This window comes from Streptomyces sp. BA2, from assembly GCF_009769735.1.
Taxonomy (GTDB): domain Bacteria; phylum Actinomycetota; class Actinomycetes; order Streptomycetales; family Streptomycetaceae; genus Streptomyces.
Genome location: NZ_WSRO01000002.1, coordinates 7,125,871 through 7,144,347 on the forward strand (window position 1 = coordinate 7,125,871; position 18,477 = coordinate 7,144,347).

At 72.7% G+C, this 18,477-nt stretch carries 11 protein-coding genes; 4 read left to right on the plus strand and 7 right to left on the minus strand.

What is annotated here, in order from left to right; translation table 11 throughout:
• Positions 1-5 precede the first annotated feature (5 nt).
• From E5671_RS34810 to E5671_RS34830, 5 genes are all read right to left on the minus strand, one after another.
• The gene (locus E5671_RS34810; RefSeq protein ID WP_160507819.1) at positions 6-374 is read right to left on the minus strand and encodes a hypothetical protein; all 369 of its coding nucleotides are present in this window, start codon (positions 372-374) and stop codon (positions 6-8) included.
• Positions 371-6,076 carry a CHAT domain-containing protein gene (locus E5671_RS34815; protein ID WP_160507820.1) on the minus strand — a complete coding sequence of 1,902 codons (5,706 nt, stop codon included), beginning with the start codon at positions 6,074-6,076 and terminating at the stop codon, positions 371-373. The genes E5671_RS34810 and E5671_RS34815 overlap by 4 nt, the downstream gene beginning before the upstream one ends.
• A gap of 10 nt (positions 6,077-6,086) precedes the next feature.
• On the minus strand, positions 6,087-8,177 hold the full coding sequence (locus E5671_RS34820; RefSeq protein ID WP_160507821.1) for a tetratricopeptide repeat protein: 2,091 nt from the start codon (positions 8,175-8,177) through the stop codon (positions 6,087-6,089).
• 25 nt (positions 8,178-8,202) lie between these two features.
• A complete protein-coding gene (locus E5671_RS34825; protein ID WP_160507822.1) occupies positions 8,203-8,688 on the minus strand; it encodes a hypothetical protein in 486 nt (161 codons plus the stop codon).
• Between the two features lie 364 nt (positions 8,689-9,052).
• Positions 9,053-10,273, minus strand: coding sequence for a hypothetical protein (locus E5671_RS34830; protein ID WP_160507823.1), 1,221 nt, complete (start codon positions 10,271-10,273; stop codon positions 9,053-9,055).
• A 244-nt stretch (positions 10,274-10,517) separates the two neighbouring features.
• Between E5671_RS34830 and phsA the strand changes: the two genes are divergently transcribed.
• From phsA to E5671_RS34845, 3 genes are all read left to right on the plus strand, one after another.
• Complete coding sequence (gene phsA, locus E5671_RS34835) at positions 10,518-12,440, plus strand: O-aminophenol oxidase PhsA (RefSeq protein ID WP_160507824.1); 1,923 nt, start codon at positions 10,518-10,520, stop codon at positions 12,438-12,440.
• A gap of 109 nt (positions 12,441-12,549) precedes the next feature.
• Positions 12,550-13,314 (plus strand): S1C family serine protease, encoded by a 765-nt coding sequence (locus E5671_RS34840; RefSeq protein WP_237330297.1) that lies wholly within the window; start codon positions 12,550-12,552, stop codon positions 13,312-13,314.
• 140 nt (positions 13,315-13,454) lie between these two features.
• On the plus strand, positions 13,455-14,582 hold the full coding sequence (locus E5671_RS34845) for an aminopeptidase P family protein (RefSeq protein WP_160507825.1): 1,128 nt from the start codon (positions 13,455-13,457) through the stop codon (positions 14,580-14,582).
• 29 nt (positions 14,583-14,611) lie between these two features.
• Here E5671_RS34845 and treZ read toward each other — a convergent pair whose 3' ends face one another.
• Positions 14,612-16,357 (minus strand): malto-oligosyltrehalose trehalohydrolase, encoded by a 1,746-nt coding sequence (treZ, locus tag E5671_RS34850; RefSeq protein ID WP_160510600.1) that lies wholly within the window; start codon positions 16,355-16,357, stop codon positions 14,612-14,614.
• Between the two features lie 121 nt (positions 16,358-16,478).
• On the opposite strand from treZ, the gene E5671_RS34855 reads away from it, so the two are divergent.
• Entirely contained in the window at positions 16,479-17,030 is a 552-nt protein-coding gene (locus E5671_RS34855) for an FHA domain-containing protein (RefSeq protein WP_160507826.1), read from the plus strand.
• Between the two features lie 35 nt (positions 17,031-17,065).
• On the opposite strand, the gene E5671_RS34860 is transcribed toward E5671_RS34855, so the two are convergent.
• On the minus strand, positions 17,066-18,316 hold the full coding sequence (locus tag E5671_RS34860; RefSeq protein ID WP_160507827.1) for a M14 family zinc carboxypeptidase: 1,251 nt from the start codon (positions 18,314-18,316) through the stop codon (positions 17,066-17,068).
• Positions 18,317-18,477: the final 161 nt, after the last annotated feature.

An 18,477-nucleotide genomic window follows, 5' to 3' on the forward strand; every position in this document is an offset into this window, starting at 1 on the left:
GAGTCTCAGATGTCGAAGGTGATGAGGTCGTCGAGGAGCTGCACGATTTCCTCCGGGAGCGTCTGCGGGGGCGGACCTTCGCGCCCGAGGGATTCCCGCACGGCGAGCGCGGCGTCGAGCGCCGCGTCCGCCGCCGGTAGCTCTGAGGGCAAGTCCACGTCGTACAGCAGTAGTTCGGCCACCATGCGGCGGCGTACGACACGCAGCTCGTCCCAGGCCTGCTGGGTGGCCGGTGTCATCAGGCGCCGGGCGAGCAGCTCGAAGGAGACGTCCTGAAGGTCGGCGTGCGACATGCCGGGGGTGACGCCCACCTCGGCGAGCGCGTCGTAGGGGTACGGGCCGCCGTCCCAGCTCGTCGACGGATCCTTGATCACTGTTCGTCTCCTCCTGCCGCACTGTCGATGAGACCGTCGAGCCGCCGCCGCACCGCGTCCAGCAGCGCGCGCCTGATGCGGCTGTTCGTCGGGTCGGCGCGGGTGGCGCGGATCAGATGGTGCAGGGCCCGCCGGATGTCGCCGCGGGCGAGTGACTCCTCCGCGCGGTCCGTCAACAAGGACGCCCAGACGCCCAGTTCGTTCTCGTCGGGCGGCGCCTCCTCGCTGTCACTGCGCATCAGGTCACGCAGCCCGTCCACCCCGAGGTCCTGGGCGAGGAGCCGCTCCATCTCGTCCAGGGCCTCGCCCAGCGTCTCCCGGTAGCCGTGCGTCAGGGCCTGCCCGAGGCCCACGTCCAGGAGGCCGAGCGCCTCGTGGAGGATCTCCAGGCGGCCCGGGATCGTGTGCGTGTGCGCGTCGAGGGTGAAGACCAGGGCGCGCGCCAGATTGTCGCGGGCGTGGCTGGACGCGGGGTTGAGGGCCAGGGCGCGGCGCAGGTCGGCCTCGGCCCCGTAGGCGTCGGAGCGCATGTCGTACTTGGTGCGGGTGTAGCCCCGCCACACTCCGCGCATGGACAGCAACGCCGAGAGCTTCGCGTTGAGTTGGTTCACCAGGTCGCGGTCGAGGGGGTGCAGGACCGGCGGTACCGCTTCGACGAGCGTCACGGCTTCGTCCAGACAGTCACCGCGCTCTGCGCCACCCCGGTCGACGAGGGCCTCGACGCGGCCGAGCACGGCGGTGACGACCGCCTTCTTGCTGCGGGCCTGCATACCGGCCCGCCGGGACACGCGGACGAGCTCGGCCCACTCGGCGAGGGCGCGGTCGAGGCCGCCCACGCCGTCGGTGAGGGCGGTGCGGGAAAGGGCCAGGCGTACGCGCACGGCCAGCTCGACGCCGTCCTGAAGCAACTTGGTCTGCCGCTCGGGCAGTTGGACGTACGCGGGATTGCGGCGCAGGAAGTCCTGGCAGTGCGCGCACGCCTCGATGTGCTCGGCCGGTGCGGTGGCCGACGCCGGGCCCGCGCAGTCGGCGGGCAGCGTGGTGAGGGTGGCGAAGGCGGGCAGCGCGCGCAGGGCGGGCTCGAACTTGTGGACTTCGGAGAGGACGAAGCTCTGCGCCAACTCCGAGAAGGCCCAGCGCAGTTCGCGTACCGCGTAGACGCCGGGGTCCTTTCCCTGCTCGGCCGCCGCGTCCAGGGCGGCGGCGAGTGCGCCGAGGGGAGCCTCCAGGTGGAGCAGGCGCAGGTAGCGGGGGCCGCAGGCGAGCGGGGCTGCCCCCGCGCCTGGCACGTCGCGCAGGCCGCCCAGGTCCTTCAGGACGCGGGCCGCGCCCAGCTCGGCCTCCAGGAGGGCCGCCAACTCCAGGTAGGCGGCGGCTTGTTCGGGGCGCTCCTGCTCGGTGTGCCGCTGTTCGCAGGCGGACAGCTGCCCGAAGAGATACCGGCTCAGCTCGAGACGCAGCTGGGCGGTGTCCTCGCTCGCCAGATCCCGTTCGTAGCAGGCGGCACGCTCGGCGCGCCAGCCGTCCCAGTACTCGTCGTCGCTGAGGAGCGTCGCCCAATAGGCCAGCGCGGACTCCCAGGCGGTGACGGCGTGTTCCCAGGCCCCGCTCTGCTCCAGCTCCTGCGCCTGCCAGAGCCGGGCGGCGGCGAGTCCATGGACGACGGCCATGTCGCCCGGCGCCGCCGCGAGCCGTCGCTCCCACTCGGCGGCGGCCGCTTCCCGGTCACGGGCGAGCAGCAGCAGGAGGGGCGCGTCCCGCGGAAAGCGCCCGCACAGATCCCCTAGGAGTCCAGCCCCCACACCCTCGTCCGGTGAGAGCCCGGCCATCGCGTCGCGCAGCGCGGCGGGGGAGTGCCACCGGTACAGGAGCGCGTCCAGCTGGAGCCGCCGCGCCGGAAGCCGCAGCCGGTCCCAGGCGACGCGCTCGGACCATGTCATGCCGCCGCGTTCGAGGAGCGTGTACGAGGCGTCGTTGACGGCGTCCATGGTGGCGCCGGGGTCGACGCCGGCGTCGCGCAGCGCGAAGTACGGGTACGTCGGGTCGCTGGACGCGAAGGGATCGGCGACGAGCGGGGCGCTGGTGAGCCCGTCCGCCCACGGCAGCAGTTCGAGCAGCCGCCTGAGCCTGCGGCACCGCGCGTCGGCCCGGTCGAGACCGCCGCCGGCCCGCTCGTACGCGGCGACGGCGTCGCTCCACCGCCCCGCGGTCTCCAGCAACCGCCCTTGCGCATAGGCGAGATGGGCGTCGGCGTCCCGATGCCCCGCACACCGCCGGAAGGCGTCGGCGGCCTGCTGCCACTCCTGGTGGGCATCGGCGAGGCGCCCGCGCGCATAGGCGCCGAGCGCGGCGGCGTCCCGGTGGTCCCCGAGCGCGGCGGCTCCCTCCTGGACGCGGCCCCAGTCCCCCTCGGCCTCGGAGAGCCGCACCTGGGCGTACCTCCGGCGACGGGCGGCGTCCTCGAACACTCCGGGTTCGGCCTCCACGGAACTGAAGGCGGCCACGACGGCACGCCACTCCGCGGGGCTCGCGGCGACGCCCTCGGCGATCCGCGCCTGCGCGTACCGCCGCCGCACGACGACATCGCCCCAGCAGTCGGGCAACGCCTGGTAGGCGAGGAGGGCATCGGCCCAGCCGCCGCTGAGCTCATGGGTACGGGCGAGGGCGTAGAGATGGAGATGGAGGGGCTCTTGACCGGGGTCGGGGCTCTGGCGGGAGGGGTCGTCGCCGTCCGCTTCGGGCTCCGCCGCGGGGAGCCCCCGGGCGTAGATCTCGCAGGCCGCCGCCCAGTCTCCCGCCGCCTCCGCCAAGCGGCCCTCCGCCTTGCGGCGCAGGGCGCCGACCGCTCCCGCGCGGCCCGTGTCGGGGACGTCGGCGAGCAGGCTCAGGACCGCGCTCCAGTCAGCCCGCAGTTCGGCGGCGACGCGGGCGCGCGCATAACGGCGGCGGTCGCGCACCTCGCCGTGGGCGTACGTGTCGGGCAGCCGGCCGAAGCCGTCGATCACACCCGCCCACTCGGCGCGGGCGTCGGCGACCCGGCCGCGTACGTACAGGAGGCGGTCGGGCACGTCGAGCAGGTCCGACGACAGCCGGGCGAAACAGGCCAGCGCGTCCTGCCAGCGCGACTCGTCCTGACAGAGGCGGCCCTGCGCGTACGTCCGCAGCGCGTCCGCGTCGTCGAGCCCGCCGCCCTCAACGGCCGGCCCCGCGGCGACGCACTCCGCGAACGCGTCCGCCGCCTTCGGCCAGTCGCCGCCCGAGGCCGCCACCTGGCCCTGGACGTAGCACCTGCGTGGCCGCACGTCGCGGTACTCAAGGGGCAACAGGTCGAGGCTCGTCAGGGCGTCGGTCCAGTTCCCGACGCCCGCCGCGTCAAGCGCTTCCTGGTACATCCGCTCCCGCAGCCCGCCCAACCACGGCTCCGCGTCCCACCCTTGGGCGGCCGCGGCCTCCAGATCCGCGAGCGCCTCCGGCCAGGCCTCACGGTCCGCGGCACAGCGCCCCCGTACGTACAGCAGCCGCACACCCCCGTCCAGGAAGTCACCGGCATCGGCGAACCCCTCGACCGCGTCGGACCACGCGCACGCGCCCTCAGCGACGCGTCCGGTGGCGTAGGCGCCCCATCGGGCGAGATCAGGGCCGGGGGACTGGCCGGGGGTCTCGCCGGGGGTCTGCCTCGGGGGCGCATCGCCGCCGCCCACCTTCAGCGCCTTTGCCTCCGCCTCCGCCTCCGCGAACGCCGACCGCGCCGCTCCCCACTCCGCCGCCTCGGCCGCAGCACGCCCGCGTACGTACGCCGCCCGAGCCGCCGAGTCCTCAAACCCTCCGCACGCCGCGTACCCCGCCTCCGCCGTGCCCCACTCGCCGGCGTCCTGCGCGACCCGGCCGCCCACATAGGCCGCGCCCGCTACGGCGCCCCGGTGTCCGGGCCGCCGGGCGAGGACATCGGCGTACGTGGCCGCGGCGGACGCCCAGTCCATGCGGTGACGGGCCCGCTCGGCGGCTCCGAAGGCCTCCGACACGTGGAGTTCGTCGCGGGCCTCGGCGAGGCGGGACGCCGTGTCCCTGAGGCCCGCGGGGTGCGCGGAGAGCAGCTCCTCGTACCGCGCGACCGCCTCCGCCCAGTCACCGGCCTCCTCGGCGGCACGCGCCCGCTCCGCGAGCCCGGTGAGATGCCGGAGCCGCTCCACTTCCATAGTGAGGCAGGTCGGGGGAGGGCCGGGCAGCGCGTCGCGCAGGGACTCGAACTGCGCTACGACGGCGTCCGCGTCCCGCTCCGCCGCAAGCAGCGCGCACAGCTTCTCCAGCTCCTCCCAGGCGAGTTCGAACGCCGCCTCGCCGCGCAGCCGCCGCTGCTCGTCCTCGAACTGGCGGGTCTCGGCCCGCAGTATCCGCTGCACCTGCGCCCACTGCCCCAGGTCGCGCTGGAACCGCGCCGCACCGATCAGGACCGTCGAGTCGACGTGCCCCACGGGTCTCTGGAAGGCCAGCAGCGCGTCCGCGCCCTCGCGCAGCGGATCGGCGACGGCGCCACCGTCGTCCCGCACCTCCCGCGCCTTGAACAACCAGCCCTGCCTGCACGACTCGTGCAGGAACAGCGCGGGCGTCGCCCACTCCACCGCCGTGTGCCCCGGCAGATGCGAGATGCGGCGGCGCGCCGCACCCACGGCCTCGTCGATGGTGCGGTTCGCCGCGAGCCCCTTGAACAGCTCCGGGCTGAACTGCCCCGCCGACACATCACTCACCCGTCCCCGCATCGCCACCACGGCGGGCACGCCACCGCCGATCAGCGCCTGGGCGAGCCCGGAGAAGGGCTCGGCGAGTGAACTGTCCGCCCCGGAACAGAGGTTGAGCGCGACCAGGCGCAGCCCCGGCGCCTTCAGGAGGATCCCGCTGAGCAGATCGGCCGGTACGTGGTCAGCGCCGCCGCCCTCGGTCTCCAGGGCCACCACACCTTTGCCGAGTTCCTGGTCGTACGTCCCGTGCGCGATCAGCAGCAGGGCGGTCGGCAACGGGGAGTGCGCGCCGAGAGCTGCCTCCAGGCTCTTGCGCGTCGCCCGCTCGACCACCGTGGTCCGCACGGCGACCTCGGGCAACTCCTGGCGCAGCGCGGCCACTTCGGTGTCCGGGCGCAGGGGCGGGAGGCCCGCGTCGACGGGCGACGCGCAGGCCACGAGCAGCCGGATCAGGCTCGGCTCGTCCGCGGGTTCGGGAAGCCGCTGGCCCAGCGGGCCGCCCGGCAGTGAACGCACCAGCGAGTACCCGTGGTTGAGGGCGAGCGACTGCTGCGGTTGCCCCGGCGGCGCGCACAGCGTCTCGAAGGGGAGGTCGCGCAGCTCCTCCGGCACGTCGAACCGGATCCGCAGCCCGCGCGCCGGGCGCATCCGCTGGGCCCGCTCCAGTGCGAGGCCGACACAGGCGCCGATACCTTCCGGGCGGGGCGGCCCGGGATCCCGCTCTCCGAAGAGCAGCTGGAAGACACCGCGGCCAAGACCCCGGAGCTGCGCCACCGTGTGCTGCTCACCCATGGGGGCCAGGCCGAGCTCGGCCGAGATCAGCTGGTCCCACTGGTCGCGGAACGCCGCGGGCTCGCCGTTCACCGCGATCACTTCGGCGGCGGTCGCGGGGCCGTTGGCCGTGACCAGGTAACGGGACGTGCCTATGGGGCGGATGCGGATGCGGAGTTCCTCGTAGGCGAGCATCGGGCCGCCGTCACCTCCCGCTCTCTGGCTGTACTGCCTCTTGACGCTCCGTCTCTTGCCGCCCTGCCTCTTGACGTTCCGCCGCGACATGGTCCAGGTCGGCCAAGGCCGCGTCGCGCTGCTCGGTCAGCTCGGGGTCTCCGGGGAAGTGGGTGAGCGCGGCGTCGAGTTGGTCCAGTGCCTCCCGCAGGGCTGACCTGGCCCCGGACACACTGCCCGAACGCCACCGCCGCGCCGCGAGCCCGCGCAGGACGACACCGAGGCTGACCTGGGCGCGCAGCAGATGCGGGTTGAAGGCGACGGAGCGCCTCAGGTCCGCGGCGGGGGCGTCGAGGAAGGTGCCGTCGCGGTTGGCCGCGGAGATGCCCCGGTCGGCGAGGAGTCGCGCCAACTGCCCTTCCAGACGCCCCCGTTCATTGGCGCCGGTGATGGCGCGAACCGCCTCCAGCGTGTCCACGGCTCGCGTCGGATCCCCCGCGCGATGCGCCGCCCGCGCCGCGCCGAGCGCCAGGTCGACGACGACCGCCTGGGTCTCGCGGTAGCGCTCAAGCTCTCTGCCGTGCACGAGGGCGCGCCGCCAGGACGCCGCGGCGGCACCGAAGTCGGGGCTTGCGGCGGTCAGTTGGCGGCGCCCCAGGTCGAGCCGGGCCCGCAGTGCGAGGCCGCGGGCGTCGCGGGCGAGGCGGTGGTGCTTGTCGGGGTGGCCGGCGTAGGCGGGGTTCAGCTCGTCGAAGCGGCCGCAGTCCGGTTCGCAGATGGCGGCGACGGCTTTGCTGCGCTCACGGCAGTTGGGGCACCGCAACTCGGTGAGTGCGGCGAGGGCAGCCGCAGGCTTGTCTTGCTTGAGCAGGAGCTGGGCAAAACCGAGTTCGGAGAAGGCGTAGGTCAATTGGGGCTCTGCGGTGAGGACTTCTGTTGTCGTCGCGGCATAGGCGCCGAACTCGTCGACCAGGCCGAGCCCTGCGATACGTAACGGCCCGCCCATCAGGGGTTCCCCGCCGCCCCCGGCCGGGAACCCACCCACCTCGGCCAGAATCCTGGCGGCGTCAGCCTCCCGCTGAAGCAGCGCCCCCGGCGGCACGCGGCCACCGGCGTCCCCTTCCGGCATCCGCCGCTCGACCATCTCCCGCAGATCGGCCCGGAGCCCCGCGTCGAGAGCCGCCTCCACGGGCACGCCGAACCTGGCCTCGGCCGAGGCGCGCCGGTGCTCCCAGAAGGCATCGTCGTGCAGGAGGGCACCCCAGGCGGCAACGCACCGCTCCCAACCCTGCTCCCCGGGCGAGTTGAGCAGCGCGAGGGCCAGCGTGTGGGTGATCCGGTGGTCGGCGGGGTCACGCCGGGCGGCACCCTCCAAGAGCTCGACGGCGGCTTCACGCCGCCCACCGAGGAGGAGGACGACGGCGTACAAGGGCACGAACTCTCGCTCAACAGGGCCGAGCAGCGACAGAGACGCGTCAACAAGCCGAGCGCCCCGCCCCACCCCCACACGAACCACCCCCCGCCCAAAACCCCCGCCATGCCTGCCGGGCCCACCCAGCTGGACCTGCTCGCCCAACCCGGCCAGCGCTGCCTTACGCAACAACAGGGCGAGTTCACCCCCCGCCCCGCCACCCGACAGCGCCGTCATCACCCACCGCGCCTCCGCGTCCAGCGCGCCCTCTTCCCTTGCCGTGCGCAGATCGACCAGCGCATCCCCGTACCGCCCCAACCGCACCCGCGCGTACGCCCGTTGAACGCGCGAACGGCGGTGCGGGGTCGCGCAGTCGAGTGCCGCGGTGAAGTGCTCGTCCGCCGACTCGTACGCCGCCCGGTGCGCCGCCGCGCACCCCAGCCAGTGCAGGGGCTCGGACGCCTCGGGCCGCAACTCGTGCGCACGCCCGAACTCCATGGCCCCCTCCTCGGCCTCCCCCGCCGCAAGGCGGAGCCGTCCGAGGCCGACATGGGCGCGCGCCCGGAGAGTCGCGGCACCCGCCCCGCCCCCGGCCAGGGCAAGGGCAGTCAGGAAGTCCCTCTCTGCGGTTTCGGCGTCGTGCCGCGACAGGCTCAACTCACCGCTGGCGCACACCCGTTCGGCGCCGGTCGGATCAGTCTGCGGCCCCACTTCACCACCCCCGGTCCCCGGCGGGTCAGCCGGCCGCTTCGTCCAGCTCGGAGCGCCAGCGGCCCTGCTCCCTGTCGTAGTGCAGCGGGCCCTCGCTGAACCGCGCCAGGTCGAGGCCGAGGAGCTGCTCGTACGCCTCGCCCGGCAGGCCCGGCTCCAGGACCACGCGCAGTCCCGTACGCCGGTCCTGGAGCACCAGCGGCCGAGGGGCGGGGCCGGAGGAAGGGTCGGCGGGATCCGCCGAGTGCGACGACCGGCGTACGACATCCTTGAGCGCCGCATACGAATCCTTGACCGCTTCCGCGCCGAGCCCGCTCAGGAACGCCTGCAGGGGCAGGGACGCCAGCATGATCCAGGGGATGTCCGCCGCGCCCCGGTGATCGACCGCGCGGCGCACCCGAGCCGTGTGGACGCCCAGGCCTTCCAGCGCGGAGACCAGATCCCGCCGCAGGTCGTCAGAGGCGTCCCGGTCGAGGAGCAGCTCCGCGGGCAGCGGCGGTGCGTCGGTCATGTGGGCGGTCCTTCCCGGAGCTGATCTCAGAGGTCGTTTTCAGCTGGTTTGCGCCGCCTCATGTATCTCTTAACTCGTCCTGGGTCTCACGCGTGTCGATTTCCGGCACGCCTCCGCTAGACGGAGAGGGCATCAGCGCACGTCTTGGGATGAGACAGGCTTTGCAGGATGAGACCGGCAAGTCGGGCCTCACAGGCGGCCCATGGAGCACCTTCACCCTTGCTGCCCCTCAAGTCGCGCCCCGTCACAGGTACATGTTGGGATCAAATAGGCTTCATAGGTTAAAACGACCTCTCAGAGCTGATCTCGGAGCTGATCTCCGTCCCGCAGCCTAGAGGCGGCAACCGCACCGGTGCGGGGAAACCTACGATTCCGCCGCCGCGGCCTCCACGGCCTTCCGCTCCAGCTCGGCCAGCCGTGTGTTCGCGGCCGCCCGGCCCTGGTCGGTGTCCTGCAGCGACCGGAGCAGACGCTGCGCCCGTATCGCCTGGGTGTAGTCGCCGAGGAGCTCCAACTCGTCGCGCAGCACGGACAGTTGTGCAGGGTCCGGGCCGGTGTCGTCCAGCTCGCGGATCAGATAGACCCGGGCCTGCTCCACCATCCCCTGCTCCCGTGCGAGCTCCAGCCAGGTGGATTCCGGTTCGTCGTCGGGGTCCACCCCATAGTTGGAGTCGTCGAACGAGCGCGCCCACTCCTGGACTTGACCGGCCTCATCCGGAAGCCCGGCAAGGCCGCACCAGGTGTCGTACGTCGTCTCATGGACCTCGCGCAGCAGCGGCAGGTCCTCGGCCAGGCCGTGGAGACCCACGAGGACGACGGCGAGCCGCAGTTCGTCGGACATGGAGGCGTCCGCCTCGTGCTTGAGGAGGTGGCGCAGGAGGGCGTGATCGGTGTTCCGCCGGTCGTACTGAGCGGCGCGCAGCACCGCCACCCGGCGCGCACGGTTCCCGGCCACGCCGTCCCAGACCGTGCGGTTGCCCATCCGCAGCAGGGCCAGGTCGGTGCGGCCCTTGGCGAGCACCTGCTCCCACAGCGGTGGGCGCGGGTGGGGGTCGAGGCGTTTGTAGGCGAGGTGTTCCACGGCGTTGAGGAGGAGGTGGTCAGGTTCGGTGCGCAGGAGCGCGGTGTGCAGGCGTGCGACGAGCTGCACGGGGGAGCGCTCCGGGAGCCCGAGGGCGGCCCGCAGCTCGGTGCGGCGCTCGTCGAGATCGGGCACGCAGTCCTCGCGGAAGTCGCCCTCCGTGTCGGCGATCTCGGCGAGTATCCGTGCTTCGCCGTCGGTCGGCGACAGGCCTACGTAGTCATGCCAGCCGGGCAGTCCGACGAGGATCTCCAGGGCTTCGTCCACGCTGTCCCCGATGGTTCCCGCGGACCCCTCGGAATCGGCGTACAGCACGGAACCGTCGCCGCACACGAAATACGTGCCTCCGGAATCGTCCCCCGCGATCGGTTCCAGCGGGCCGCCCGACGCGAGGCGGACCTCTTCGACGTGGTCCGCGCGGGACAGGTCGAATGCGAAAGGGAACGCGGCCAGCTCGGCCAGACGCGGGTCCTGTCGTAGCAGACGGAGTGCACGTTCGGTCATGCTCCGAAAGTAACAGCGGTCACTGACAGCAGACCCACAACAGGACTACCCGATTCCCTATGCACTTTCCGATACTTTTACTGCGGAATGGGAGATTCGGGGAACTGTGCCGAGGGTGCCGGGAGTCTTCTGAGGTAAGAGGGCGGCCACTGACCGGGCCGCTCAATCGGCCCCAGGACAGGGGTCGTTCGGCCCCAGGCCTGGGGCCATTGCATTTGCATTGATCAACACGGGGGTGTTCATCTTGACCGACATCATTGAGCGCATCACGGACCGACTGACGGGTTCGCCGTCCGAGGTCGACGCGGCGTCGGCAGCGGGGGAGTTGACGCCGTACGTCACGCCGTTGCCGGTGCCGCCGGTCCTGCGGCCCGACTCCGTCGACGTGCGCGACGAGACCGACGTGCCCGCGGAGACCGAGATCGCGCTGCGCCCGGCCTGGATCCGACTGCACCCGCAGCTGCCGCCGACGTTGATGTGGGGGTACGACGGGTGTGTACCGGGCCCGACGATCGAGGTGCGGCGTGGACGGCGCATCCGGATCGCGTGGACCAACCGCATCCCGAAGGGCGCCGAGTATCCCGTCACCTCCGTCGAGGTGCCGCGGGCCGTCCCGAGCCCCGGCACCCTGCCCGGACGCGGGGGCGTCGAGCCGAACAAGGACGTGGCCGCGCTGCCGGCCTGGTCGGTGACGCACCTGCACGGCGCGCAGACCGGCGGGGGCAACGACGGGTGGGCGGACAACGCGGTGGGGTTCGGCGACGCGCAGCTCTCCGAGTACCCGAACGACCACCAGGCGGTGCAGTGGTGGTATCACGACCACGCCATGAACATCACCCGCTGGAACGTGCAGGCGGGGCTGTACGGCACGTATCTGGTGAGGGACGACGAAGAGGACGCGCTCCATCTCCCCTGCGGGGAGCGGGAGATCCCGCTGCTGCTCGCCGACCGGAACCTGGACACGGACGAGGACGGGCGTCTGAACGGCCGCCTGCTGCACAAGACCGTCATCGTCCAGGCCAAGAACCCGGAGACGGGCAAGCCGGTCTCGCTGCCCTTCACAGGCCCGTACAGCACGGTGAACGGCCGCATCTGGCCGTACGCGGACGTCGACGCGGCCTGGCACCGCTTCCGCCTGGTGAACGCGTCGAACGCCCGTATCTACGACCTCGTCCTCGTCGACGAGGACAACAACCCCGTGCGGGGCGTCATGCACCAGATCGGCAGTGACGGCGGCCTGTTGCCGCGCCCCGTGCCGGTCGACTTCGACGAGGAGCTGCCCACGCTCACCGTCGCCCCGGCCGAGCGGATGGACCTCCTGATCGACTTCCGTGCCCTCGCGGGCACGCGCGTACGTCTGGTGAACAAGGGCCGTGGCCAGGCGCCCGGGGTGCCGGACCCGGCGAACGACGTGCGCTATCCGGAGGTCATGGAGTTCCGCGTGCGGGACACCGAGGTCGATGACCCCTTCTCGCTGCCGGAGATCCTCTCGGGCTCGTTCCGCCCGCTGAGCCATGACATCGACCACGGTCACCGACTGATCGTCCTGACGCCGCCCGCCACGAAGGGCGGCGGAGGACACCCGGAGATCTGGGAGATGACCGAGATCAAGGACGCGGGCGACATCCGGGTCCCGACCGAGGGGGTCATCCAGCTGCGGGGCGCGGACGGGAAGACCAAGACCTACCGCCGCACCGCCCGCACCTTCAACGACGGCCTTGGCTTCACCATCGCCGAGGGCAGCCACGAACAGTGGAGCTTCCTGAACCTCGCGGTGAACCCGCCGGTGACCCACCCCATGCACATCCACCTGGCCGACTTCCAGCTCCTCGGCCGCGACGCGTACGACGTGTCGGGTTTCGACGTCACCGTGGGCGGCACCATGGCCCCGATCGCCTTCGACCCGAAGACGGAGATCCCCCTCGCCCCGAACGAGCGGGGCTGGAAGGACGTCTTCCTGGTCCCGGGCGGCCAACTGCTGCGCGTGATGGGCAAGTTCGACGGGGCGTACGGCCGCTTCATGTACCACTGCCACCTCCTGGAGCACGAGGACATGGGCATGATGCGCCCCTTCGTGGTCATGCCGAAGGAGGCCCTGAAGTTCGACCACGGGGCGGGGCACGGAGGTCATGACGGGGGAGGTCACGGGGGAGGTCACGCGGGCTGACGGGGCCCGCGGGCGGTCGTCCCGTTCCGTGGCCGCACACGTGGACGTCACTCGTTCGTGAATCGTCGCGCCGGGTCACGCCGGGTAGGGCTGTGGCCGGAGGCGAGCCATGGAACAGACTGCGTTGCGTCCCAAGCCGATGCCCGGACAGGATCCCGGCGGAGGCGGCAAGTTCGGGAGAGGCGGCCGAGGCGGCAGATTCGCCATCGGCCGGAGGCTCGGCATCGGGCGGAAGGCCGGTGCCGGGCGGCCGTCCGGCGCCGGAAGTGGCGCCGGGAGCGGAAGCGGCCCCGGCGCCGGCCGCAGGTCCGGATCGGGCCACCGTCCGCACGCTGCCCGGCGGCGCGGGCGGCGCCTTGTCACCCTGCTCTTCGGGCTGCTCTTCTCAGCGGTCCTCGTGCTGTCGGGCATAGGGCTCGGCACCGTCAGCGCCACCGTCATCGGTATGAGCAAGCTGGCGGACATGCAGAAGGAAGCGCAAGCGCAGGCCGGAGCCAAGGGGCCCGGCGGCCCCGCCGCGCCGGGTGCGGCATCGAAGCCCGCCGCCCCGCCGCTGCCGCAGCCGCCGCGGAAGGAGCCCGACAAGCCCGGGGAGCGGGCCGCCGCGCGCCCCACCCTCGGCGTGGAGGCCGTCGACGCCCCCCAGGGCGCCGGAGCCCTGCTCGTCGGCGTGCACAGTCCGGGCCCCGGCTACACCGCCGGTCTCGTACGCGGCGACGTACTGCTCGCCTTCGGCAAGACCCGCGTCGCCTCGGCCAAGGCCCTCGCGGCGGCCGTCGCCGCCGCGGACCCGGGCAGGAACGTCACCGTGACCGTCCGCCACGCGAGCGGAGAGCGGCAGTTCCTGTCGGTGACGCCGGGCTTCGTGACGTGACGTGACGTGACGTGACGGGGGGGCCAGAACTGGGTCGCGCACGCGGCGCGGCAGGGGCAGGATCGGCAGCACTGGCACACCACGCCGTAAGTGCCCAGTGCCCGCGCCCAGCGCCCAGCGAGCAGCCCTGGAGGCCCCTCATGACCGGCAGCACCCCCACGCCCTTCACCGCCGACGACTACAAGGCCCGCATGGACCGCGCTGCGGCCGACGCGGCGGACGCGGGGCTCGCCGGACTGCTCGTCGCGCCGGGCCCCGACATGGTCTGGCTCACCGGCTACCGGCCGACCGCCGCCACCGAGCGCCTCACCGTCCTCGTGCTCGCCGCAGGACAGGAGCCGGTGCTCGTGGTGCCCACCCTGGAGGCCCCGGACGCGGAACTGGCCGCGGGCGCGAGCGCGCTCTCCCTGCGGGACTGGACCGACGGCAAGGACCCCTACGCCGCGACCGCGCCGCTCCTGGACGTCGACGGCCGCTTCGGGATCAGTGACAACTCCTGGGCCATGCATCTCCTCGGCTTCCAGAAGGAGCTGCCGAACACCTCCTACGTGTCCCTCACCGAAGCGCTCCCCATGCTGCGCGCCGTCAAGGACGCCGCGGAGCTCGAGCGCATCGCGGCCGCCGGTGCCGCCGCGGACTCCGCGTACGAAGAAATCAAGAAGGTTCCCTTCGCGGGCCGTAAAGAGACCGACATCGCCGCCGATCTCGCCGATCTGCTGCGCCGGTTCGGGCACTCGCAGGTCGACTTCACCGTCGTCGGCTCAGGACCGAACGGCGCCAACCCGCACCACGAGGCGAGCGGTCGCGTCATCGGACACGGCGACATGGTCGTCCTGGACTTCGGCGGCCTCCTGCACGGCTACGGCTCGGACACCTCGCGCACGGTGCACGTGGGCGAGCCCGACGCCGAGGAGCAGCGGGTCCACGACGTCGTGCGCGAGGCACAGGAGGCCGGCTGCCGCGCGGTGCGGCCCGGTGCCGCCTGCCAGGACGTCGACAGGGCGGCGCGGGCGGTGATCGCCGATGCGGGGTACGGCGAGCACTTCATCCACCGCACCGGGCACGGCATCGGCGTCACCACCCATGAGCCGCCCTACATGATCGAGGGCGAGGAACTGCCGCTCGTGCCCGGCATGTGCTTCTCCGTGGAGCCCGGCATCTATCTGCCGGGCCGCTTCGGAGTGCGCATCGAGGACATAGTGACGGTCACCGAGGACGGCGTACGGCGTCTCAACTCCACGCCGCGCGACCTTGCGATCGTCAACTGACCGCCCCCGCGGGCCTCATCCCGTAGTGCTCACGGTGTCGCGAGCACCGCGCACGACTCGGCGGGCAGCCGCAGCAGTCCGTCCGCGCCGGGCACGGTGACCGGCTCCCACGCCGCGAGCACCCGCGCGCCACGGCCGCCCAGCGGGATGTCGGCCGTCTCCTTGCCGATGTTCACCGCGATCCGCAGATCACCGCGCCGGACCGCGAACCAGCGCCTCTCCTCGTCGTATGCGACCCGGAGCGCCGCCAGATCGGGGTCGAGGAGGTCACCGCGGGTGCGGCGCAGGGCGATCAGCTCGCGGTACCAGGCCAGCACGCGCGCGTGGGGGTCGGTCAGGGGCTCGGCCCAGTCGAGACAGGAGCGGTCCCTGGTGGCCGGGTCCTGCGGATCCGGAATGTCTCCCTCGGCCCAGCCGTGCGCCGCGAACTCCCGGCGCCTGCCCCGGCGCACGGCCTCCGAGAGCTCGGGATCGGTGTGGTCCGTGAAGAACTGCCAGGGCGTCTCGGCGCCCCACTCCTCGCCCATGAACAGCATCGGCGTGAACGGCCCGGTGAGGGTGAGCGCGGCGGCGCAGGCGAGCAGGCCGGGGGAGAGCGTGGCGGAGAGCCGGTCCCCTTGCGCGCGATTGCCGATCTGGTCGTGGGTCTGCGTGTAGCCGAGGAAGCGGTACGCGGGTGTCCGGGCGCGGTCCACGGGGCGGCCGTGCCGGCGCTCCCGGAAGGTCGAGTACGTGCCGTCGTGGAAGAAGCCGCCCGTCAGCGTCTTGGCGAGCGCGGCGAAGGGCGCGCGGGCGAAGTCTTCGTAGTAGCCGTGTGCTTCACCGGTGAGCGTGGCGTGCAGCGCGTGGTGGAAGTCGTCGTTCCACTGCGCGTGCAGGCCGAGACCGCCGTCCGCGCGCGGGATGACGACGCGAGGATCGCCCTGGTCGGACTCGGCGATCAGCGAGAGCGGCCTGCCGAGCTCGTCGGACAGCTCGTCCACGGCCGCCGAGAGCTCTTCAAGGAAGTGGCACGCGCGCGTGTCCCGCAGCGCGTGCACCGCGTCCAGGCGCAGACCGTCCAGGCGGTAGTCGCGCAGCCAGGCGAGCGCGCTGCCGATCAGATACGCGCGCACCTCGTCCGAGCCGGGGGCGTCGAGGTTGACCGCCGCGCCCCACGGAGTCTGGTGGGTCTCCGTGAAGTAGGGCCCGAACGCGGGCAGATAGTTGCCGGACGGGCCGAGGTGGTTGTGGACCACGTCGAGGACGACTGCGATGCCGTGCGCGTGCGCGGCGTCGACAAATCGTTTCAGCGCATCGGGGCCGCCGTACGGCTCGTGCACGGCCCACAGGGAGACACCCTCGTACCCCCAGCCGTGCCGCCCCGGGAACGGACAGAGCGGCATCAGCTCCACATGGGTGACGCCGAGCTCGGCCAGGTGGCCGAGCCGCCCCGCCGCCGAGTCGAGCGTGCCGTCCGGTGTGTACGTCCCCACGTGCAGCTCGTACAGGACCGCGTCCCGCACTCCGCGCCCCGCCCAGGGCGCGCGCCACGCGTACCGGTCGTGGTCGACGACGGCGCTGAGCCCGTCGGGGCCGTCCGGCTGGCGTCGTGAGCGGGGATCGGGCAGCACAGGCCCTTCGTCGAGCGAGAAGCCGTACCGCGCCCCGTCGGCGGCCTCCGCCCGCACCGTCCACCACCCGGCCCGGCCCTCGGCGCGCTCCATCGCGCGCGCGTCGCCCTCGCACAGCAGGGCGACGCGTTCGGCCCCCGGGGCCCACACCTCGAACTCCACTGACAGTTCCCCCTTCTCCGACATCCGCTGACGTCCGTTCCATCGTGCGGCAGAAGTGATCGGTTCGCGGTCGTTCCGCGTTTTCTGGACACCCCGGCCGAGCTGACCGACAATCACCAGGGTGACGTCGTCCTTTGAGATCCACACGTACCCCGCGCGGCTGACCGACGCCGAGCGCGACAGGGCGCTGAAGGTGCTCAGGGAGGGCGCTGCCCTCGGCAAGCTGTCGCACGACACGTTCGTGCGGCGCATGGAGCTGGCGCTCGCCGCCCGCCAGCCCGACGAACTCGCCGCGCTCACCGCCGATCTGCGGACCGAGGGACGTCTCTCGCGTGCGGTGTTCGGCACCGTCGGGGCGGTCTCCGGGTTCACGGTCAGGCTGCGCAGGGCCTGGCAGGCCGAGAAGCTGCCGAAGCTGCTTCTGCCGGTGCCGACGAACCCGTATCCGCTGCGGATCGGCCGCGACCCGGCGAACGGGCTCAGGCTCAGCCACGAGACCGTCTCCCGGGTCCACGCGGAGTTGAGCAGGCAGGGCGGCATGTGGGTGCTGCGTGACCTCGGGTCGACCAACGGCACGTCCGTGAACGGCCGCAGGGTGATCGGTGCGGCCGTCGTCCAGGACGGCGATCAGGTCAGCTTCGGGAAGATGGGCTTCCGGCTCTCGGCTTCGTGAAGCCCCTCCGAAAAGAACGCGTGCTGTGCGTGTGGTCAGTCGCCCGCCACGCGCGCGTGGCGGGCTGCCGCGACCGTCGTCCGTGACTGGTGCTCGACCTGGTCCTCCAGCGGCACCCAGCGCGCCCTGAACCGCTCGGCGAACGCGTCGCTCCAGTGCATGACGAGCCGTTCGAGGCGGGGCGCTGCCCGGTCGCCCGCCGCGTCGAGGACCCGCAGCAGCATCGCGGCGGCCCGCAGCGGAAGGCGGCGCCCGAAGGCGTCGACGCTGCCGATGTACGCCATCGACGTCCCCGCGGGCGGCAGCCGGGCCCAGTCGTGGGCGAGGCCTGGCACCAGGTCGAGCGCCCAGCGCGCCGCGCGCAGCAGCGGCCCCTGCGCCTCCGGGAGCCGCGGCAGCGCCTCGCTGAGGATGTCCTCGACCAGGCGAGCGTCGTGCCGCAGCCGCTGCGAGAAGCCGCGCAGCGCGAGCACCGGGGAGGGATGGACGGCCGCGTCGTCCACGAGGTCGCTCGCCCACATGGGGACCTCGACGATGGCGGTCAGACCGCCGTACCGGTGGGCGTGGTGCCAGGTGGTGTGCCGGGCGTCCTCGGGGAGGCTCGGATAGGCGGCCGCCGAACCGGGGCCCGGCAGCACATGGACCCCCGGCCCCGACACCGGCCAGCCCGCGGCGTCCGAAGCCCCCGCCTCCACCGGTATGTGCAGCTCCGCGGCGGACTTGGCGAACGGCTCCGCGAGCCCCGGGATGTCCCGCGTCAACTGCACCCAGCTGCCGCCGAGATCGGTCCCGTGCAGCGACACCTGCAAGTAGGGCCGCAGTTCGTCGATGACGCCGGTCAGGGCGCGCGTCTCCGGAGGGAGCCGATCGGCCGGCAGTACGGAGGGGGACCACTCAGGCTGCTCGGGTCCCGCCGGCCGGAAGAAGTGCCGGTGGTAGTCGAACAAGGTGCGCGGGGCGGGCGTGCGGTGCAGGTGCGCGCCGTCCGGGTCGGCGCACAGGAGGAAGTGCCAGGAGGTGTCGGCGCGCAGGGTCTCGTCCCGCAGGGTCCATTCCGCGAGGCGGAGCAGCGTCGAGCCGCCGGTCGGTTCGTTCGAGTGCGCGCCCGCGACGACCAGGACGGCACGCGGGGAGCGGCCGACGGACAGCAGGTGCAGAGGCCTTCCTGCGCGCGAGGCGCCCACCTGGCGCAGGGTGCTGAGATCGGGGCGGTGGGCGGCCAACCCCCTTGCGGACAGCACGAGTTCGGCCACATTGGGATAGCGCTGATCCGCCAGTTGACTCACCCCCGTCTTGTCCGCTGACGCAATCCGCAGTACGCCACGCGGTCGGGCACGTGTCAAGCGTGCGACCCAAGGGATGTCACCCCACGTCGGCCTTGTCCGACAGCGTCACCCGAATGGGTGCATGGGGACTGCGTGAACGGGCCTTCGGTGATGCTCTGAGT

What these genes read in the sequence shown, in the direction of transcription:
- E5671_RS34845 (WP_160507825.1), top strand. Translation starts at nt 13,455, where the DNA reads ATGACCGGCAGCACCCCCACGCCCTTCACCGCCGACGACTACAAGGCC.
- E5671_RS34830 (WP_160507823.1), bottom strand. Translation starts at nt 10,273, where the DNA reads ATGACCGAACGTGCACTCCGTCTGCTACGACAGGACCCGCGTCTGGCC.
- E5671_RS34840 (WP_237330297.1), top strand. Translation starts at nt 12,550, where the DNA reads ATGGAACAGACTGCGTTGCGTCCCAAGCCGATGCCCGGACAGGATCCC.
- E5671_RS34825 (WP_160507822.1), bottom strand. Translation starts at nt 8,688, where the DNA reads ATGACCGACGCACCGCCGCTGCCCGCGGAGCTGCTCCTCGACCGGGAC.
- E5671_RS34815 (WP_160507820.1), bottom strand. Translation starts at nt 6,076, where the DNA reads ATGCTCGCCTACGAGGAACTCCGCATCCGCATCCGCCCCATAGGCACG.